Consider the following 17,932-nt stretch of genomic DNA (forward strand, 5'->3'; position numbering starts at 1 on the left):
GAGCTGATGTCAGAGTTTAACCAGCCCATCGATTCGTCGCGCTTTAGCCGTGAATCGCAGGTGGCCACCATGATGCGCAACGTACTGGCCGGCCCGGAGCAGTACGATGAGCTGGAAATCGGCCTGTGGGGTTGCCCGTTTGACCTGGGTCTGGGTGCCCGTAACGGTGTCCGCATGGGGCCTGCCGCCATCCGTGAGGCGTCCCGCTACATCCGCAAGGTAAACCCCACCACCGCCATCAATCCGTACAAGCTGGCCAACATCGCTGACATCGGCGACCCGGAAATGAACATGATGATCCAGTCTCAGGCACTGGAGGATATCGAGAGGTTCGTCGCCGAGTTTACCGGCAAGGGCATTGTGCCTATCTGTGCCGGTGGCGACCACACGATTCCCCTGCCGATCCTGCGCGGCATGAAGAAGGGCGGTTACATTGACGGCGGCATTTCCGTACTGCACATCGATGCCCACGCGGACACCCTGGACACCCTCGGTGATGAAAAAATCTGTAACGCCACGCCTTTCCGCCGTGCGGTAGAGGAGGGGCTTATCGACCCCACCAAGAGCATCCAGATCGGCCTGCGCGGTACCCGCTTTGCCGAAGACGACATTCAGGGCTCTTACGACCTCGGCTACAACGTTATCACCATGGACGAATATGAAGAGATGGGCCGTGCCGGGGTGATCGATCGGATCAAGCGGGCCATTGGTGACAATCCCTGTTACATCACCATTGACGTAGACGGCCTGGATCCAATCTGCTGCCCCGGCACCGGCGCACCAGAGCCCGGCGGCATCATGATGCGCGACATGCAGATGATCCTGCGCAACATCCGCCAGCTGGATGTGATCGGTGGCGATGTGTGTGAGGTGATGCCGCACCGCGACCCGACCGGTATGACCCAGTTGAACGCCGCCAACCTGATTTTCGAAATCACCTGTCTGGCTGCAGAAAACATCGCGCGCAAGAAGGGGCGTATTTAACCCTCATCTGGTGAGGGGCCGGATTTCCGGCCATCTATCTGAAATGCATTGGAAGGGGAGGCGGCATGAATCATCTTCGCCCCATTGCTATCGTGACTGGGTCTGGCACCGGAGTCGGTGCCGCCATCGCGCACAAGCTGGCCGATAGCGGTTGGAATCTGGTCGTCAACTATACCCGCTCCATCGATGCCGCCCGGCAAACCGCTGAAGAGTTACAGGGCAGGGGCGCCGAGGTACTGCTGGTGCAGGCGGACATCGCCATAGATGCCGATTGTCGCAGGTTGGCAGCAGAGGCCGAGGACAAATGGGGCCGTATCGATGGGTTGGTCAACAATGCCGGCGTTACCCGGTTCTGCCCCGCAGCCGATCTGGATGGCCTGGAAGCGCAGGACTTCCAGCGAGTCATGGGCGTCAACGTGGTTGGCACCTATCAGATGACCCGCGCCTGCGTGCCGGCACTGAGAAAATCTGATTGCGGTTCGGTGCTGAATATTTCCTCTCAGGCGGGCTTCAGTGGGCTTGGCAGTTCGATCGCCTACGCCGCCTCCAAGGCCGCGATCAACAATATGACGCTGGCCCTGGCGCGGGCCCTGGCTCCGGAGATTCGTGTCAATGCACTATGCCCGGGATTCGTGAATACGCGCTGGGTCAAAGGCGGCATGGATGATGCGACCTACGAGCGTTTCCAGAAGCACATCAATGAGATGACACCGCTCGGGCGCATGACCGAGGCGGAGGAGGTGGCCGAGACCGCGCATTTCCTGCTGACCACCCGTGCACCGATTACCGGTGAGTTATTGGGTATTGATGGTGGCAACCATCTGACGGTCAACGCGCCGAATTTTGAGCCCTGACTTTCATTTTACGCTCCGATGCAGGCCGGGCGAGCGTTGGTAATTTTTTTGGAAATACGTCGGCACTGTCCAGGCTGACGGCTCCGGTTGTTGAAATTTGTGAGGTAAGCCAGCATGAGTGAAATTAACTTGGGTGGTCCGCAGGATCTCTTTTACTCGAAGAGCAACTTCGTGCCCCTGCCGTTGATCGTCAAGACCGAAGGTATCTGGATGGAAGACGATCAGGGCAACCGTTATATCGATGTGTCCTCCGGCCCTGTGGTCAGCAATATCGGCCACGGCAACGAGAAAGTGGCCAGGGCCATGTACGATCAGGCCGTGACGATGGACTTCGCCTATTCAAGGGTTTCCCGCCACCAGCCGAATATCGACTTGACCAGAAAAATTGCCGAGCTCGCCGGTGGTGGCTACCAGCGTGTTGCGCTGGCCTCCGGCGGTTCCGAGGCCATGGAAATTGCGCTGAAGTTCCTGCGTCAATATGTGGTAGCGAAAGGCCAGTTGCAGAAGCGCAAGATTATTACGCTGTCGCCTTCCTATCACGGCGGCACCATCGCCACCCTGGCTATCACCGGTGACGATGCCCTGGATCCCTTTATCGACGGCTTCGCCATGAAGTCCGAGCGTATCCCGGCGCCTTTCCAGTACCGTGTACCCGAAGGCCACAGCCGCGAAAGTTATCGCATGGAATGCGCCGATGCGCTGGAGGCGAAAATTCAGGAACTGGGTGCCGACAATGTTCTCGCGTTTGTGATTGAGCCGATTGGCGGCCTCGCCACCGGTGCGCAAATGCTGAGTGAGGATTACGCCAACCGTGTGCGCGAGATCTGCGACCGGCACGGTATCTACCTGGTTTACGATGAGATCCTGTGTGGTGCCGGCCGTTCCGGTAAGTTCCTGGCTTCCAGCCACTGGCCAAAGGCCAAGGGCGATCTGGTGGTTCTGGCCAAAGGTCTGGCCGCCGGTTATGCGCCACTGGGTGCGGTGCTGATGCCCGGCGACATGGTCGATGAACTGGCGGGCCTGACTGGCTTCAACTTCTCCCACACCTACAACGCGAATCCGATCACCTGTGCGACCGGCGTTGCAGTACTGGAAGTGCTGGAAGAGCAGGGGTTGGTCGCCAAGGCCGGACTCCGCGGTGACTACCTACGTGGCAAACTGGAACTGCTGGCAGAGAAGCACGCCTGCATCGGTGATATCCGCGGCAAGGGACTGCTGATGGCGGTCGAGCTGGTCGCCGATCGCAAAACCAAGCAAGGCTACCCGGCCAGCTTTCCGCCCACCGAGCACATCCGCATCATCGGTCTGCAGCACGGCCTGATTATCTACTCCCGTCGCACCGCCAACGGCAAACACGGCGACTGGTTTATGGTCGCGCCCCCGCTGACCATCACCGAAGCCGAGTGCGACGACCTTATCGAGCGGCTGGATGCGGTGCTGGGCGATTTCGAGACGGCTGCAGTGGCGCATATGGGCAGTCAGTGACAGCCGGGCTGTCTCTATATTCAGGACCGTGACCGAGTGTAGTTTGCAAGGTGTTCCCGAATAACTGATGGCAGTCTCTCGCTTCCCTTCTGGGCTCTGAGCCAGGGGGTGACCCGATACCGGCTTCCGTATGCCGACTTATCGATGCACCCCTTCGTCAGCTGTAGCGCCAATCCCGCGCAGCCTGCCTGAACAGCGATCGGTAACCATAACGTGCTCTTGATTCAAAGTTACAGCTACTGTACGTTGCGAGGGTCATTGGAATGGATGAGGGGGGCGCACGAGCCGCCGCGCCCCAATCGAGCCAATCAAAACACCAGCCGGTGTTTACAGGATATGACGTTGTCAGCCCATCCAGTCAATATGCGGCGGGTCGAGGTTTGGACCGGATCTCGCTCTATTGCGACAACTCAAGAGGTCGCGACTGGAATGTTCTGCAATAACCACTGGGCGGTTGAGTTGCGCAATGAAGAAATCGTGTAGATGTTTGCTTGTCGCCAAGAAAAGAGTGCTTCAATGACTGCGGAGAAAAACCGGGATCCCATTACGGGTCCAGTTAGTAAAGTGTTTTTCCACTACAGCATCCCGGTCACCATGGGGATGTTGTGCACGACTTCTGCGACCCTGATCGACGGTTTGTTTGTTGGCAATTTTGTGGGTGCCGAAGCGCTGGCGGCAATCAACTTTGTCAGCCCCGTTATGTTATTGATATACGGCCTGGTTTTTATGTTGGATACCGGGGCCTCGGTGATTGCTGGGAAGTATATCGGCGAGGGAAAGTTGCAGCTCGCCAGTGAATCTTACTCTGCGGCACTGATAGGCATTGTGCTGTTGATTCTGCTTGTCGTGGTTCCGTCACTGGTGTTTATGCCCGAGTTGCTTTTTGTTCTCGGTATACAGGGGCACCCACTCATCACCACCTTGGCGAGCGAGTATCTCAGTACATTCCTGTTGTTTGTACCGTTCATCTGCATGGGCCCCGCGTTCATGATGCTGCTGCAGACGGATAATCACCCTCGCTTGGCATCCGCTGCCATGGTATTGACCGCCGCGAGTAATGTGGCCCTGAACTGGCTGCTTGTGGACAAGCTCGATATGGGAATGACCGGTGCGGCGGTGGCTACCGGGCTCGCCGCGCTGCCTATGTGGCTGGCGCTACTGGTCTATATCCGCTCGCCCAAACGCAGTTTAACCTTCACGCGGCCCCAACAGATCTGGCCGTACTGCAAAAAAGCGAGTATTAACGGTGTTTCCGAGCTGGGCAGCGAAGCTTCCTATTCGGTAACCACGGTGATATTTAACTGGGCCATTATGGCGACTATCGGCGCTCAGGGCGTCACTGCTTTTACCATTATCAATTACGTATTGCTGCTGGGCCTGATGGCGGCCTTTGGCATCAGTGATTCCATTCGGCCGGTCTTGAGCAAAAACCTTGGGGCGCGCCAGCCGGAGCGTATCTACCAGTTCGCCAAACTGAGTGTTACTTCGGCATTGGCAATTGGTTTATTGATTATATTGAGTCTGTTCCTGTTTCCGCGCGCCATTATCACCCTGTTTGTGGCCGCCGATGAGCACACACTGGTGCAATTGACCCAGGACTTCATCGGTTTTCTTTGGCCGGCCTTTCTGTTTTTGGGCATTAATGTGGTTGCTACTGCCTATCAAACGGCGATGCATAGACCCCTGGAGTCGTTTATTATTTCTTTTGTCAGAACTTTGCTGTTCCCGGTGGTATTGGTGCTGTCGCTGCCGCTATGGTTCGGTGACAAGGGTATATTCCTGGCGTTGCCGATCGCGGAAGTGCTGTGCTTTTTGATCGCCATCTACTATTTCCGCGTTAATCGCCCGACAAAAATCGTGCAGGCAATAAATTTGTCGGCATAGATGTTGCCGATTTCTCCGGCCTGGCCAGAATTCCCGGTCATATGTCGATACCGGCATGGGCTTTCCGCCACCGCGGTACATCGTTCTCGATAACGGGCCAGGTTATCTCTTGTCTGCGAATGGGCGCTATTGATGGCGCGCGACTGTGAATATTTTTGATTTCCTGGTCGAGCTTTCCGCTTGTCAAAGAACAGGCTGAAACGACGGTTTTCGCTCTCGCCTTGTTGCTTCTCTTTTTTATCTTCTTCTGATTTTGCGGCCGGGTACGCAGGCCTTTTTCTGCGGCCTTGAAATGGGCTGCGGCATGTTGCCGGCCGCGAGGAGGCTCGCGGGTGGTTGCCGCGCCCGCAATGGTTCACGGCCGGGTTGGGTGCCACCGTTTATTGGCAATTTAATTCTCAAATATCGCAAGTATATGTCGGATAGAAAGGTGTTTGCCGGAGTTCATATTGCACTGAACCTACTGTGTATTTAGATTGCAGTCAGGCAGAGGGCTAGATAATAGCAATCGCCAATTTGTGAAAATTGAGATTAGATCCGCGTGTGGCGCAAAGCCGCTGCTATTGAATGAGGTTGAGTCGTGGCTAAAAATCCCAAGTACGATCCTACAGATCCGGCAATCGTTCCCCGCTTCTCCGACATCGCTACCCTGTTGCGCACCAAACGTCTGGAAGCGACCGAGGAAGTCGATATCGGCCTCTGTGGTGTGCCTTTTGATCTGGCGGTGAATTATCGCGCTGGCCAGCGTTCCGGCCCGGCTGCAGTGCGTGAGGCCTCCCGCCTGATTCGTCGCTGCCACCCGACTTCCGGTATTGCGCCGTTCGACATCGCCAATATCTGTGATATCGGCGATTGCCTGATTAATCCGATGAACAAAGAAAAATCCATCGACCAGATCGAAGCCTACTTCGACGGCCTGATGGAAAAAGGTATCACGCCGATCGCCATTGGCGGTGATCACACCATTCCGCTGCCGATCCTGCGCGCACTGAAGAAGAAATACGGCAAGATGGGCATTCTGCATGTGGACGCCCACGCCGACGTGCTGGATACCATCTGTGGTGACAAGATCAACCACGCCACCTTTATGCGTCGCGCCATGGAAGAGGGGATTCTTGACCCCGAGCGCGTCATTCAGATCGGCATGCGCGGCTCCCGCTTTGAGCCTGAAGACTTCACTTACAGCCTCGAGTCCGGCTACACCGTTATCACCATGGACGATTACGAAGAGATGGGCCGCAAGGCGGCGATCGAGAAAATCGTAACGACCCTGGGCGACGGCCCCATCTATATATCCATCGATATCGACGGCCTGGATCCGGCCTATATGCCCGGTACCGGCGTGCCCGAGCTGGGCGGCATTATCCCGCGGGATATGCAGGTGATCCTGCGTGCGCTGCAAGGTAAGGAAATTGTCGGCGCCGATATCTGCGAGTACGCGCCGGCGCTGGATCCGACGGGCATTACCGGTGTCGGTATCGCCAACCTGGCCTTTGAAATCCTCTGCATCACCGCAGACTCCCTGCAGAAGTACGGCAGGCTGTAATCCATTAAACCGACGGTCGGACAGCACCCGGCCGCTGCTTGTCGCTGGGTCACTGCCGTGAGCCGGCGGGCCACAATGTCCTATCGGGAAAAGTAAATGCTGTTACAAGTCAACCAAGAACGCCTTTGGCAAAGTATTGAAGATATCAACCAGTTCGGCGCGACTGCGGAAGGTGGTGTCTGTCGGCTGGAGTTTTCGCGGGAAAACAAACAGGCCCGCGACCTGTTTGTACGTTGGTGTGAGGAGGCCGGCTGTACCGTGCGCGTGGACAAGTTCGGCAATATCTTTGCCCGCCGCCCCGGCAGGAACCCGGACGGTGCCGCCGTGGTTACCGGCTCGCACCTGGATACGCAGACCTCCGGTGGTCGCTTCGACGGTATCTACGGCGTACTGGCCGGCCTGGAAGTGGTGCGCACGTTAAACGACAACAATATCGAGACGGAAAACCCGATCGAAGTCGCCGTGTGGACCAACGAAGAGGGCGAGTTGTTCCTGCCGATGATCGGCTCGGCGGTGTGGCTGGGCATGAACGATCTGGAGGAAACCCTGGACCTGCAGGAGTCCGATGGCCTGACCATTCGCCAGGGGTTGCAGAATATGGGCTACCTGGGGGACATGGAAGTAAATTCCTATCCGGTGAAATGCTACTTCGAGGCCCATATCGAGCAGGGACCGGTACTGGAAGAAAACGGTGAAGTTCTGGGTGTGGTGAACTGCGCCCAGAAACAGTACTGGTACAACCTGAAAGTGGTCGGCCAGGAAGCCCACGCCGGCCCGACGCCCATGGCGAGTCGCAAAGACGCCATGGTGGCCGTCAGCCGCATGGTGCTGGAATTCGATCGTATCGGTCGCGCCTACGACAACGCCCGCTCCACCTGCGGCCACTTCGAGGTGTATCCCAACTCCCGCAACACGGTGCCCGGAGAAGTGCGTTTCACCGGTGACCTGCGCAATCCCGATCCCGCAGTACTGGAAAAAATGGATATCGAAATGCGCGAATCGCTGGCGAAGATTGCCGACCAAATGCGCGTCGAACTGAATATTGAGCTACACACGACCATCGACTACGTACCTTTCAATGAAACCCTGGTGAACTGGGTGCGCGAAGCCACCATCGAAACCGGTTTGCCCTGGCGTGAGATGTACACCGGTGCCGGCCACGACTGCGTCAACATCGCCCAGCGCTACCCGGCGACGATGATCTTTGTGCCCTGTAAAGACGGCATCAGCCACAACCCGGCCGAAGATGCCAAGCCGGTAGACCTGGCTGCCGGTGCGACCGTACTGGCGAATGCCATGGTGAAAGCGGCCAATTATGGAGGTGAACTCTAATGACGTTGAATTTGAACGATCCCACATTGCTGAAAACCCAGTGCTTCGTTGGCGGTGAATGGGTAAGCGGCAGTGGTCAGTTGGAGGTATTCAATCCCGCGACCGGCAAACTGCTGGCTACGGTTGAAACGGTGGGTTCGGCAGAAACCGAGCAGGCGATTGAGGCGGCCGACAGGGCCATGAAAGCGTGGCAGAAAACTTCCGCCAAAGAGCGTGCGGTGTTGCTGCGCAACTGGTACGACCTCATTATGGAAAACCAGGAAGACCTGGCTACCATCCTGACTGCCGAGCAGGGCAAGTCCCTGGCCGAGTCCCGCGGCGAAGTCGCTTACTCCGCGTCCTATGCCGAGTGGTTCGCGGAAGAGGCTCGGCGCAATTACGGCGATACCCTCGCCATGCCGCAGACGGACCGGCGCGGCCTGATCGTGCGTCAGCCCGTGGGCGTTGTGGCGGCCATGATTCCGTGGAACTTCCCCAGCCTGATTACCCGCAAGATCTGTCCGGCCCTGGCCGCCGGCTGTGGTGTGGTGCTGAAACCGTCGGAGGAAACGCCGCTATCTGCCCTGGCGATGATTGAACTGGGCCGCCGCGCGGGTATTCCGGCCGGTCTGGTGAGTGTGGTCGTCGCCGACAATCCGGCAGATATCGGCGATGTGCTGACGGCCAGCGAAACCGTGAAGAAACTGACCTTCACCGGCTCCACCGCCGTGGGCAAGATGCTGGCCGCCCAGTGTGCCGGTACGGTCAAGAAGCTGACCCTGGAGCTGGGGGGCAATGCACCCTTTATCGTGTTTGACGACGCCGACCTGGAAGCGGCGGCGCAAAACGCGGCGCTGTCCAAGTTCCGCAACGCCGGTCAGGTATGTGTATGTGCCCAGCGTATCTTCGTGCAGGAAGGCATCTACGATAAGTTCGTTGCCCGCCTGAAGGAAATCGTCCAGGACTACAGGGTGGGCAACTGCATTGACGAGTCCAATACCCACGGCCCGCAAATTCACGAGCGATCTGTGCTGAGCATCGAAGAGAAAGTCCAGGATGCGATTGCCAAAGGGGCCAAGGTGGTGCTCGGGGGCAAGCGCGGCGAGCAGGGTCCCAACTTCTACCAGCCGACGATCCTGACCAATGTGGACGATTCCATGCGCGTGTTCAAAGAGGAAATCTTTGGGCCGGTGGCTGCGATCTACAAGTTCAAGACCGAAGAGGAAGCGATCCAGCGCGGTAACGATACCGAATACGGTCTGGCGGCTTACTTCTACACCCGTGACCTGGCGCGTGCCTGGCGCGTATCCGAGGCGCTCGACTTCGGCATGGTGGGCGTCAACGAAACCGTGATCACCGCAGATATCATCCCCTTCGGCGGCATGAAGCAGAGCGGGATAGGGCGCGAAGGTTCCAGGTATGGCCTGGAAGAATTCACCGAAATGAAATTTATCTGTATGGGCGGTTTGGATCAGTAATCCTGCCCAGTTTGAACATCGCCTGCGATCTGCGGATGGCAGGCAAACTCCGAGAAATAGATTATGACCTCACATCTGATTTATCCCTCCACCAATCTCAATGCCATCGAGCAGCTGGAAATCGTTGGTGGCGAAGGTATCTACGTAGTTGACAGCAATGGCAAGCAGTACATCGAAGGGCTGTCCGGTCTGTGGTGCACCGGTCTCGGCTACGGCAACGAGGAACTGGTGGAAACTGCGGCGCGCGCGATGAAGCAGGCCTCCTTCAGCCATCTTTTGCCGGCAAGTTCCACCGCCCGGCGGTTGAGTTGGCGGAAAAACTGCACGAACTGATGCCGGTGAACAATGCCAGTGTCTTCTTCGGCAACTCCGGCTCCGATGGTAACGACACCCTGGTCAAGCTGATCAACTACTATGCCGATGCCACCGGTCAGCCCCAGCGCCGCAAGATCATCGCGCGCGAGCGCTCCTACCACGGTATCACCGTTGCCGCAGCCTCGCTGACCGGCTTGCCCGCCAACCAGAAGCACTTCGGTCTGCCCGTCGACGCACTGGGAATCCTGCGCACCCACGCACCGCACTATTACCGCGGGCAGCAGGGCAGCGAAACCGAAGACCAGTTTGTCGATCGTATCCTGGCCGATTTGGAAGCACAGATCCTGTCTGAGGGGCCCGAAACGATTGCGGCCTTTATCGCCGAACCTATCACCGGCGCTTCCGGCGTGATCGTAGCCCCGGAAAGTTACTACCCAAAACTGACTGCGCTGCTGAAACAATATGACATCTGGTTCTGGTCTGACGAAGTCATCACCGGTTTTGGTCGTACCGGCAACGTGTTCGGCTGCACTACGATGGGCGCGCCGGAGCCCGACCTGATGACCACCGCCAAGCAGCTCACTTCCGCCTACTTCCCGCTGTCTGCCGTCGCTGTGCGGGGTGATATCCACGCAGCGATGCTGGAGCAATGTGGCCAGGTGGGTATCTTCGGGCACGGTTACACCTACTCCGGTCACTCCACCGCCTGTGCCGTTGGTTTGAAAACGCTGGAAATTTACGAGCGCGACGGAATCTATCAAAATGCCGCCGATCGCGGTGTGAAACTGCAGGCGGAACTGGCCAAGTTTGCCGATCACCCCCTGGTGGGTGAAGTGCGCGGCAAGGGCCTGATCGCCGCCGTCGAGGTGGTGGCGAACAAGGAAACCCGAGCCGAGTTTGCAGGCGGTGCGGGTGCCAACCGGGTGCTCAAGCACGCGCAAGACAATGGCTTGCTGTTGCGCAATACCGGTGGCTCTGCGCTGGCTTTCTGTCCGCCGATGATTGTTACCGACGAACAGATCGATGACATCGTCGGTAAATTCGGCGATGCCCTGGATAAGTCTTTCGCTGAACTGACGGCCGAGGGCCTGATCGACAGGGATCGCGCGCAGGAAGCATTACCCGCATAGATCGTCGTGATGCAGCCCCGCGGCTGCTTTGTGTGCGGCGAGGAGCCTGCGGATAACAGCTAGGTCCTCGTTGTCGAGTACACCGAAGAGGCCGGCATTCACGCCCTGACAATTCGGTGTGAATGCCATTTCCCACGCAGAATTTTCCATCTCCGCCCCGGCCATTCTGTAACTATCGCCGTTGCAGGCAATCGATAACCTTTGTGAGGTGTAGGGCGGTCAGGCGCGAGCCACAGCGCTGTTCGGCATGTCCCGATCAGCGAATAGTCAGGCCGAGATCAATGAGCCGCGCTCAGGTGTCCGCGGCGCATTGGGCGGTCAGTGATAGGCCCGCCCGGCGACACTTGTCGATCCACACGATGAATCTATTTTTCGGTAGCGACAGCCATTTTCTGGTGCGAACGGGCACGTTTTATGCGTTTCTCCGCCTCGCTGATCAGAATCACCACCTCGCCGATGGCCAGGGCGACTACTACGCCGATGATGACCGACCACTGTGGACCCTCACCGGGAACGTAGGAAAACAGGAATGCGGTCAAGCTGAGGATGGCAATGGTGATAACGGTCAGCACGTAGGCCACTGGCTGGCCACCGGGAATCTTGAAGGGACGCTTCAGGTGTTTTTCAACACGGCGCATTTTCAGGAATGCAAGGGCCAGACCGATATACGGCAGCATAAAGATTACTGCGCTGAATGACATCAGTGACCAGAACAGATCTGCGCTGCTTTGCGCCACTTGACCATAGAGCAGCAGGGCGGTGGAACACACAATTCCCATCGCCACCGCGGCGCCTACCGGGCCGCCATGCTTGGGATGGGTCCAGCCAAACAGGCTGGGTAGCTCGCCCTCTTTGCCGGCTTGGCCCGCAGTGCGGTTACAGCCCATTGTCCAGGTGGCGCCGTTAGAGAAAAAGGTGAAGATCGCTGCGAGGCCCAGGGCCATAACAATCGTTTCGCCACCGGGAATATCGGCCAGGAACAGGGTGAGGGTATCGATCAGGCCCTCAACGATGTCCACCTCGCCGGCCGGAATGACAACGAGGATGCCGGCGGTGGCAAGAATATACATAAGCAATACGCAGAAGGCGGACAGGAACACCGCGCGGGGTATATTGCGCTGGGGATTGCGAATTTCGCCACCGGCGCCGGATACCAATTCGAAACCGAGCATGCCGTACATCACTACCGGCAGATATTTGAGCCCCTCGTCCCAGGAAGGCGTCATCTGCTCCAGCGTGAACTCATTGGCGAGTTCGTGATTCATCCCATATTGCAGACCGCCAAAAATCAATATGGTGAACAGCACCATCTTCAGGATGGCCCCGACATTCGGTACCCACTTGCCGATTTTAAGGCCAATGACATCCAGTAAAACCGTCAGCCAGCAAAGCGTGAGGCCGATGGTGATCTGCTGGCCGATACTCAGTTCAATATTAAACAGGCGCGCGACAAAGCCGTTGAGCATGACATACAGGGACGGCAGCCAGATGGCGGTATTCACCCAGTAAGCCCAGACAGCTCTCGCTGCCCAGCGGTTGCCAAACACTCGACGTATCCATACATAGATCCCACCTTCTTCCGGCAGGGCGGTGCCCACCTCGGCGGTGATCAGGGCGATAGGGATCAGGAAGGTAATTCCGAAAAACACCCAGAAGAAAATGGCGGATGGCCCCATGGAGGCCGCCGATCCCAGCGTCTCCAGTAGCACGATGGCAGACACCGTGAACAGGACAAGATCCCGCATGCCGAGCGTCTTGGGTAGACTGTCTTTTTTATTATGTGTCATTTTTTTAAATCCCCGAATAAGGGCCTGTGTAAATTGTGCTGAACGTGGGCAAGTACCGATGTTTTATCGGTGCAGGCAAACCAACAGCACAAGCGGACGATGCATAATTATTGTCTTTCCGTTTCGATATTTTCTGGCATTGGGCTAGACCCTCGTGGACTTGGCTGTGTCATTCCCGGTCGCACAGAAAATTCTTTCCGTCAAACCGCTAGTCTGGGTTAGCGGCGAGTCGCCAACTAGTAGCTTCCTATTCCGAAATCCGGTCATAGCCGGAAGAATCGACACTGCGTGCCGATTTCAACCTCGCTATCGCCGGAAAAGCGCAGCGATTCGGCTTTCTTGAGTCCAGCAGTTCCTTACCGAATGGCCGTCAGACTCTGATCCAATGCATGGATGAAGAAGTCCACTTCCTCTTTACCCCAGGCCAACGAGGGGCGCAGCTTCAGAATGCCGGGCGTACCTTTACCGATCATTACTCTGCGCTTCAGCATCTCGCGGATAACCTGTTCGGTTTCTTCTACCGCCGGTGAGCGAGCCTCGCGATCGGTGACAAACTCCAGGCCAACGAGCATGCCGCGCCCGCGCACATCGCCGATCAGCGGGTGTTGGTCGGCCAGGCGGCGCAGCTCGGCGCGGAAGTAGTCGCCGATTTCGTTGGATTTCTGCAGCAGGTTTTCCCGCTCAATGACGTCGAGAACTGCCATACCCGCAGCACAGGCGACGGTGTTGCCGCCGAACGTGCTGAACAGCAGCGGATGGGTACCGCCGAGGAACTCCTTCATGATCTTGCTGGATAAAATGATCACCCCCAGCGGGTGGGCATTCGCCACGGGTTTGCCCATGGTGATGAAGTCGACGTTCTCCGCTTTCATGCCGGTGGCCATAAAGCCCCAGAAAGTTCCCATGCGGCCGAGGCCGGGCTGCACTTCGTCCGCAATCACGAATCCGCCGGCAGCGCGGGTCTTCTCTGCGACCAGGTTGAAATACTCACCGGGTGGCGTGATCAGCCCGTGTGCACACATGGCAGTGTCGACCATAAAGCTGGCAGGCTTGTGGCCGCGCTCGGCCAGGGCGGCAATCGCGCGGTCGGCGTCGGCGGCGTACTTACTTGCCGCCTCCGGGTCGCCGGCGTAAGGGCCGTTGTAAGTGTCGGGCTCGATCAGGCACTCGATCTGCTCCGGGTGCTGTGCCTCGGGCAGGTGCTGCCAGGATTCGGGCGAGTACCTGGTCGTGAGCTCGGTACAGCCGTGGTAGGCGTTTTCGATGACGAGTCCGCCCCGGTTGCCGCTCAGCGACTGGGCGATCTGCACTGCCAGGTCATTGGCCTCGGAACCGGAATTCACGAAGATGCAGGTGTCCAGGTGATCGGGCAGGTCCTTGGTCAGCCGTTCGGCGTAGTCCGCGACGATATCGCACATGTAGCGCGTGTTGGTGTTCAGCGCCTTGGCCTGGCGGGCAATGGCCTTAACGATGTGCGGGTGGCTGTGGCCCATTTGCGGCACGTTGTTGTAGGCATCGAGGTAGGCGGTGCCGTCCGCGGTGTACATCCAGCCGCCCTGCGCGCGGGTGATGTTCAGTGGGCGGTCGTAGAAGTGCCAGATCTTACCGAGATATTTTTCCCGGCGTTGCTCAAGCTCATCCTGGTGGTCGGCAAACACCGGGCCATCGGTATCGATCGGGCTGTAGACCGGAAAGCGCAGCGCCTCGCGCAGGCGGCGGGTAACGGTTTCGCGGCCCATGTCCACCAGTTTCAGCAGCATGCGCGAGTAGTTGCGATCCGCCACATGCACCTCGTCTTCCTGATCGTGCAGGGCGCGGTAGTTGCAGATGGTGGAGGCGACGGCCAGGCGCAGGCGCAGGGCGTCGAACAGCAGGTCCACCTCCTGTTCGGTGAGCGGGTTGGTGGTGTCGTAACCCTGGGCCACGTTGATCAGCGGGCGGATCGGGTCCTGCTCGTCGTCACTGTAGGCTTCGGCCGCAACGACGATTTCCGCAAGAATGCTGTTGTGGCCCATGTCGCCGAAGTCGAGCAGCGCCGCGACCCGGGTGTGGTCATCGTGGCGCACCATCACGTTGCCGTCGTGGCCATCCTGATGGACGATCTGGCAACGGGTTTTCTTCAGGCGGCCGAGCGTGCTTTGCTCGGCTTCATCAAAGATACCGGTCAGCAGATCGGGCAGCTCGCCGGCGGGCAGGTCGGGCAGCATGGCGCGCAACTGCAGGCAGCGACCGATGTCCCACAGGTGTTCGTTGCTGCCGGCATAGGGGTGAAAAAAACTTTGCAGAGCGTTGTCCACACGGCCCAGTAACGTCCCGATATTGAAATAGTATTCGTCGCAGTAGGCCTCAGGGGTATCTTCCACGGTGCGGCCATCCATGAAGCTGATCAAGCGAATCATGTGACGGGCACCGCTAAAATGAGAGGTTATCCACTCATAGGGCTTGCCGTTCCTGGTCGGGATGACTGGCGGGACATTGAGTTCCGGGTCCTGCTCCAGGATGTGTTCCACCGCTTTGACCTGCAGGTCCACGACCCCTTCGGGCTCCAGGCTATTGGAAATCTTGATGACTCCCTGTGGACCAGACTCATTGCCGATGAGCCAGGTAAGATCACGTTCGCTGTTAAGCGCCCGGTAATCGCCGTCCAGACCGTAGAGATCTTTTACCAATTCCTTGACTTGATTGAGTTCAATTTTCGGCAAGTTGCGATTAATGGGGGGATTGTTGCTCATAGTCTGGCTTCAGTGTTACCAAATTTTCCGGGCGAGTGGGCGAGCTGATTTGCCGTTAGTCGGACGGTTAGCTCTGCTGTTTTCAAAGTTCACATCAGCGTACGTCAAAGTTACAGGAACTGTAAAGTTGAGCTAATGCCCTATTTGGGGTAATCGGTCACGGTTTATGCCGAACTGTCGTGTGCTCGCGGGTGCAAACCGGTCGTACTTTCATGTCCTTCAGGCGGGTTAGGGCATCGCGGGTGGCGTCGAATCACGTAGAGTGGGGCGTGTACATTCCCGTACAATGCGCGCCATCGAAGTCAAATAAAGAGGGCGAGGGAATGCGTCTCGTAGTCATATCGCTGTGTTTTTTTTGCAGTATTGCTATCGCTGCTGAAACGCCGCGTCTCGAAACGCTGGTGGTCACCGCCAGCCGCCTGGAGCAACCACTGGCGGATCACGCCGGCAGTCTCTCCTTGCTCGATAGCCAAGCACTGCAATTGGTCGGCCACAACCATATTCAGCAGAGCCTGCTGCGCATTCCCGGGGCGAACTTTGCGCGCGGCGAGGGCCAGGAATATCTGCCGTCGTTGCGCTCGCCAGTGCTTACTGGCGCCGGGGCATGCGGCAGTTTGCTGGTCATGGAAAATGGTATTCCGCTGCGCGCGGCGGGCTTCTGTAACGTCAATGAACTTTTCGAGTCCCACACCGAACTGGCCCAGCGTATCGAGGTAGTACGCGGCCCGGCAGGCAGCCTGTACGGCTCCAATGCGATGCACGGCGTGGTCAATGTGATCGGTGCGAAGGTGGGCACAGAGGCCGGCGGTTCTATCAGCATTGAAGCCGGGCCAAACCAGTATGCGCGCTCGAATATCTCCGTCGACACCGGCAAGCACGGGAACAGTGGCGTACGTGCGGATTTGTCCCTGAGCCATGACGGCGGCTACAGGGCCGACTCCGGTTACGCCCAGCAAAAACTCAGCCTGGTCCACGAGTCTGCGCTCGGTGCCGTAGCACTGCGCAACCGTTTCGCCGTCACCAACCTGAACCAGGAGACCGCCGGATATATAGAGGGCGAAAAGGCCTATCAAGATCGCCAACTGAGCCGCACAAATCCGAATCCCGAGGCCTTTCGCGATGCGCGCGCATTGCGCTTGTCTTCAGAGATGGATTTTGGTGCTGTCGGTGGCGGGCAGCTGCTGGTCACGCCGTACCTACGCAAAACCGACATGATATTCCGGCAGCATTATCTGCCGGGACAGGCGTTGGAAGAGAACGGCCAGCGGGGCGTGGGCTTGCGTACCATCTACCAGGCCGAACTCGCGCCGGCGTGGCAGATCAGCGCGGGGGTAGATGCGGAGTACGCCCGTGGTTTTCTGCGTGAAACTCAGGATGCCGCCACGGCGGGCTCGGAATTTCTGCAGGAAACCATTCCCGTCGGCAGTCACTACGATTATCGCGTGGATGCGCGACTGCTGGCGCCCTTCGTCCACGCCAGTTGGCAGTCTCTAGAGAATCTGACTTTGCAGGCCGGTCTGCGCTACGAATTCACGGGTTATGACTATGACAACCGCATTCTGGCTGGCCGCACCCGGGCCGATGGCACCGCCTGTGGATTCGGCGGCTGCCGCTTTAACCGGCCGGCAGATCGCTCGGACGAGTTTCACAATCTTTCGCCCAGTTTCGGCGCAGTTTTCCAGCTGAACCCCGCTGCGCAGCTGTTTGCAAATCTGGCGCAGGGATTCCGGGTGCCGCAGGCAACCGAGTTGTACCGGCTGCAGCGGGAACAGACAGTAGCCGATCTGGAATCGGAGGAGCTCCGCAGCCTGGAGCTGGGTGTCAGAGGCGAGAGTGATCGTCTCGGCTATGAGCTGGTGGCTTATGCGATGGATAAGGAGAACGTGATTTTCCGCGATGCGGATTATTTCAACCAGTCCGGTGCCGAAACGACACATAAGGGACTGGAGTTCGCCCTCGACTACGAGCTGGCCTATGATTTGCGCCTGCAGATGTCCGCGAGCTACGCCGAACACCGCTACCGCGACGAGCGCTTACTGGAAGGGGAGTCGATCGAAGGGAATCTGATCGACTCGGCGCCGCGGCATTTCGGCAGCGGTCGTCTGCTGTGGCAACCGGACGCGGCGCTGAGCTGGGAACTGGAATGGGTGCACCAGGGGCGTTATTACACGGATCCGGAGAATCGTCACCGCTATCCCGGTCACGATTTGCTCAATCTGCGTGCGCGGTGGCAAGTGCAGAGCGACTGGGAATTGGCTGTCAGGGCCCTAAACCTGATGGACGAAGCCTACGCAGAGCGTGCAGACTTCAGCAGTTTTTCCGGCGATCGCTATTTTCCCGGTGGACGGCGTTCGCTCTATCTCGCTGTCTCGACAGTTTGGTGAGTGCGGAAGAGTCAGCTACTGCACCGCGCGCATCGACCCGGC

Annotated in this window: 12 protein-coding genes; 10 read left to right on the forward strand and 2 right to left on the reverse strand. The window is 58.1% G+C overall.

Annotated features, from left to right (window positions below; translation table 11 throughout):
- Positions 1-6: 6 nt before the first annotated feature.
- From BUC36_RS00895 to BUC36_RS00930, 9 genes are all read left to right on the forward strand, one after another.
- Positions 7-984: an arginase family protein gene (locus tag BUC36_RS00895; RefSeq protein ID WP_073274390.1), complete on the forward strand. Its 978-nt coding sequence runs from the start codon at positions 7-9 to the stop codon at positions 982-984.
- Positions 985-1,049: 65 nt separating this feature from the next.
- The gene (locus tag BUC36_RS00900) at positions 1,050-1,838 is read left to right on the forward strand and encodes an SDR family NAD(P)-dependent oxidoreductase (protein ID WP_073270534.1); all 789 of its coding nucleotides are present in this window, start codon (positions 1,050-1,052) and stop codon (positions 1,836-1,838) included.
- A 114-nt stretch (positions 1,839-1,952) separates the two neighbouring features.
- Positions 1,953-3,323: an aminotransferase family protein gene (locus BUC36_RS00905; protein ID WP_073270536.1), complete on the forward strand. Its 1,371-nt coding sequence runs from the start codon at positions 1,953-1,955 to the stop codon at positions 3,321-3,323.
- Positions 3,324-3,839: 516 nt separating this feature from the next.
- Positions 3,840-5,207 carry an MATE family efflux transporter gene (locus BUC36_RS00910; RefSeq protein WP_159435959.1) on the forward strand — a complete coding sequence of 456 codons (1,368 nt, stop codon included), beginning with the start codon at positions 3,840-3,842 and terminating at the stop codon, positions 5,205-5,207.
- 580 nt (positions 5,208-5,787) lie between these two features.
- Complete coding sequence (gene speB / locus BUC36_RS00915) at positions 5,788-6,753, forward strand: agmatinase (RefSeq protein ID WP_073270540.1); 966 nt, start codon at positions 5,788-5,790, stop codon at positions 6,751-6,753.
- Positions 6,754-6,849: 96 nt separating this feature from the next.
- Entirely contained in the window at positions 6,850-8,085 is a 1,236-nt protein-coding gene (locus BUC36_RS00920) for a M20 family metallo-hydrolase (protein WP_073270542.1), read from the forward strand.
- Positions 8,085-9,542 (forward strand): NAD-dependent succinate-semialdehyde dehydrogenase, encoded by a 1,458-nt coding sequence (locus tag BUC36_RS00925; protein ID WP_073270545.1) that lies wholly within the window; start codon positions 8,085-8,087, stop codon positions 9,540-9,542. The genes BUC36_RS00920 and BUC36_RS00925 overlap by 1 nt, the downstream gene beginning before the upstream one ends.
- Positions 9,543-9,605: 63 nt before the next feature.
- The gene (locus tag BUC36_RS19350) at positions 9,606-9,875 is read left to right on the forward strand and encodes a hypothetical protein (RefSeq protein WP_327049679.1); all 270 of its coding nucleotides are present in this window, start codon (positions 9,606-9,608) and stop codon (positions 9,873-9,875) included.
- Complete coding sequence (locus tag BUC36_RS00930) at positions 9,851-10,987, forward strand: aminotransferase class III-fold pyridoxal phosphate-dependent enzyme (protein WP_327049680.1); 1,137 nt, start codon at positions 9,851-9,853, stop codon at positions 10,985-10,987. Before BUC36_RS19350 ends, BUC36_RS00930 begins: the two co-directional genes overlap by 25 nt.
- 365 nt (positions 10,988-11,352) lie before the next feature.
- Here the strand turns inward: BUC36_RS00930 and BUC36_RS00935 are convergent, their stop codons facing one another.
- Together BUC36_RS00935 and BUC36_RS00940 are read right to left on the reverse strand one after the other, a co-directional pair.
- Complete coding sequence (locus tag BUC36_RS00935; protein WP_073270547.1) at positions 11,353-12,774, reverse strand: APC family permease; 1,422 nt, start codon at positions 12,772-12,774, stop codon at positions 11,353-11,355.
- Positions 12,775-13,130: 356 nt separating this feature from the next.
- The gene (locus BUC36_RS00940) at positions 13,131-15,506 is read right to left on the reverse strand and encodes an aminotransferase class III-fold pyridoxal phosphate-dependent enzyme (RefSeq protein ID WP_073270549.1); all 2,376 of its coding nucleotides are present in this window, start codon (positions 15,504-15,506) and stop codon (positions 13,131-13,133) included.
- 323 nt (positions 15,507-15,829) lie between these two features.
- On the opposite strand from BUC36_RS00940, the gene BUC36_RS00945 reads away from it, so the two are divergent.
- Positions 15,830-17,890, forward strand: a complete 2,061-nt coding sequence (locus tag BUC36_RS00945; RefSeq protein WP_073270550.1) for a TonB-dependent receptor — start codon at positions 15,830-15,832, stop codon at positions 17,888-17,890.
- Positions 17,891-17,932: the final 42 nt, after the last annotated feature.

The organism is Microbulbifer donghaiensis (assembly GCF_900129095.1).
GTDB classification, from domain to species: Bacteria; Pseudomonadota; Gammaproteobacteria; order Pseudomonadales; family Cellvibrionaceae; genus Microbulbifer; species Microbulbifer donghaiensis.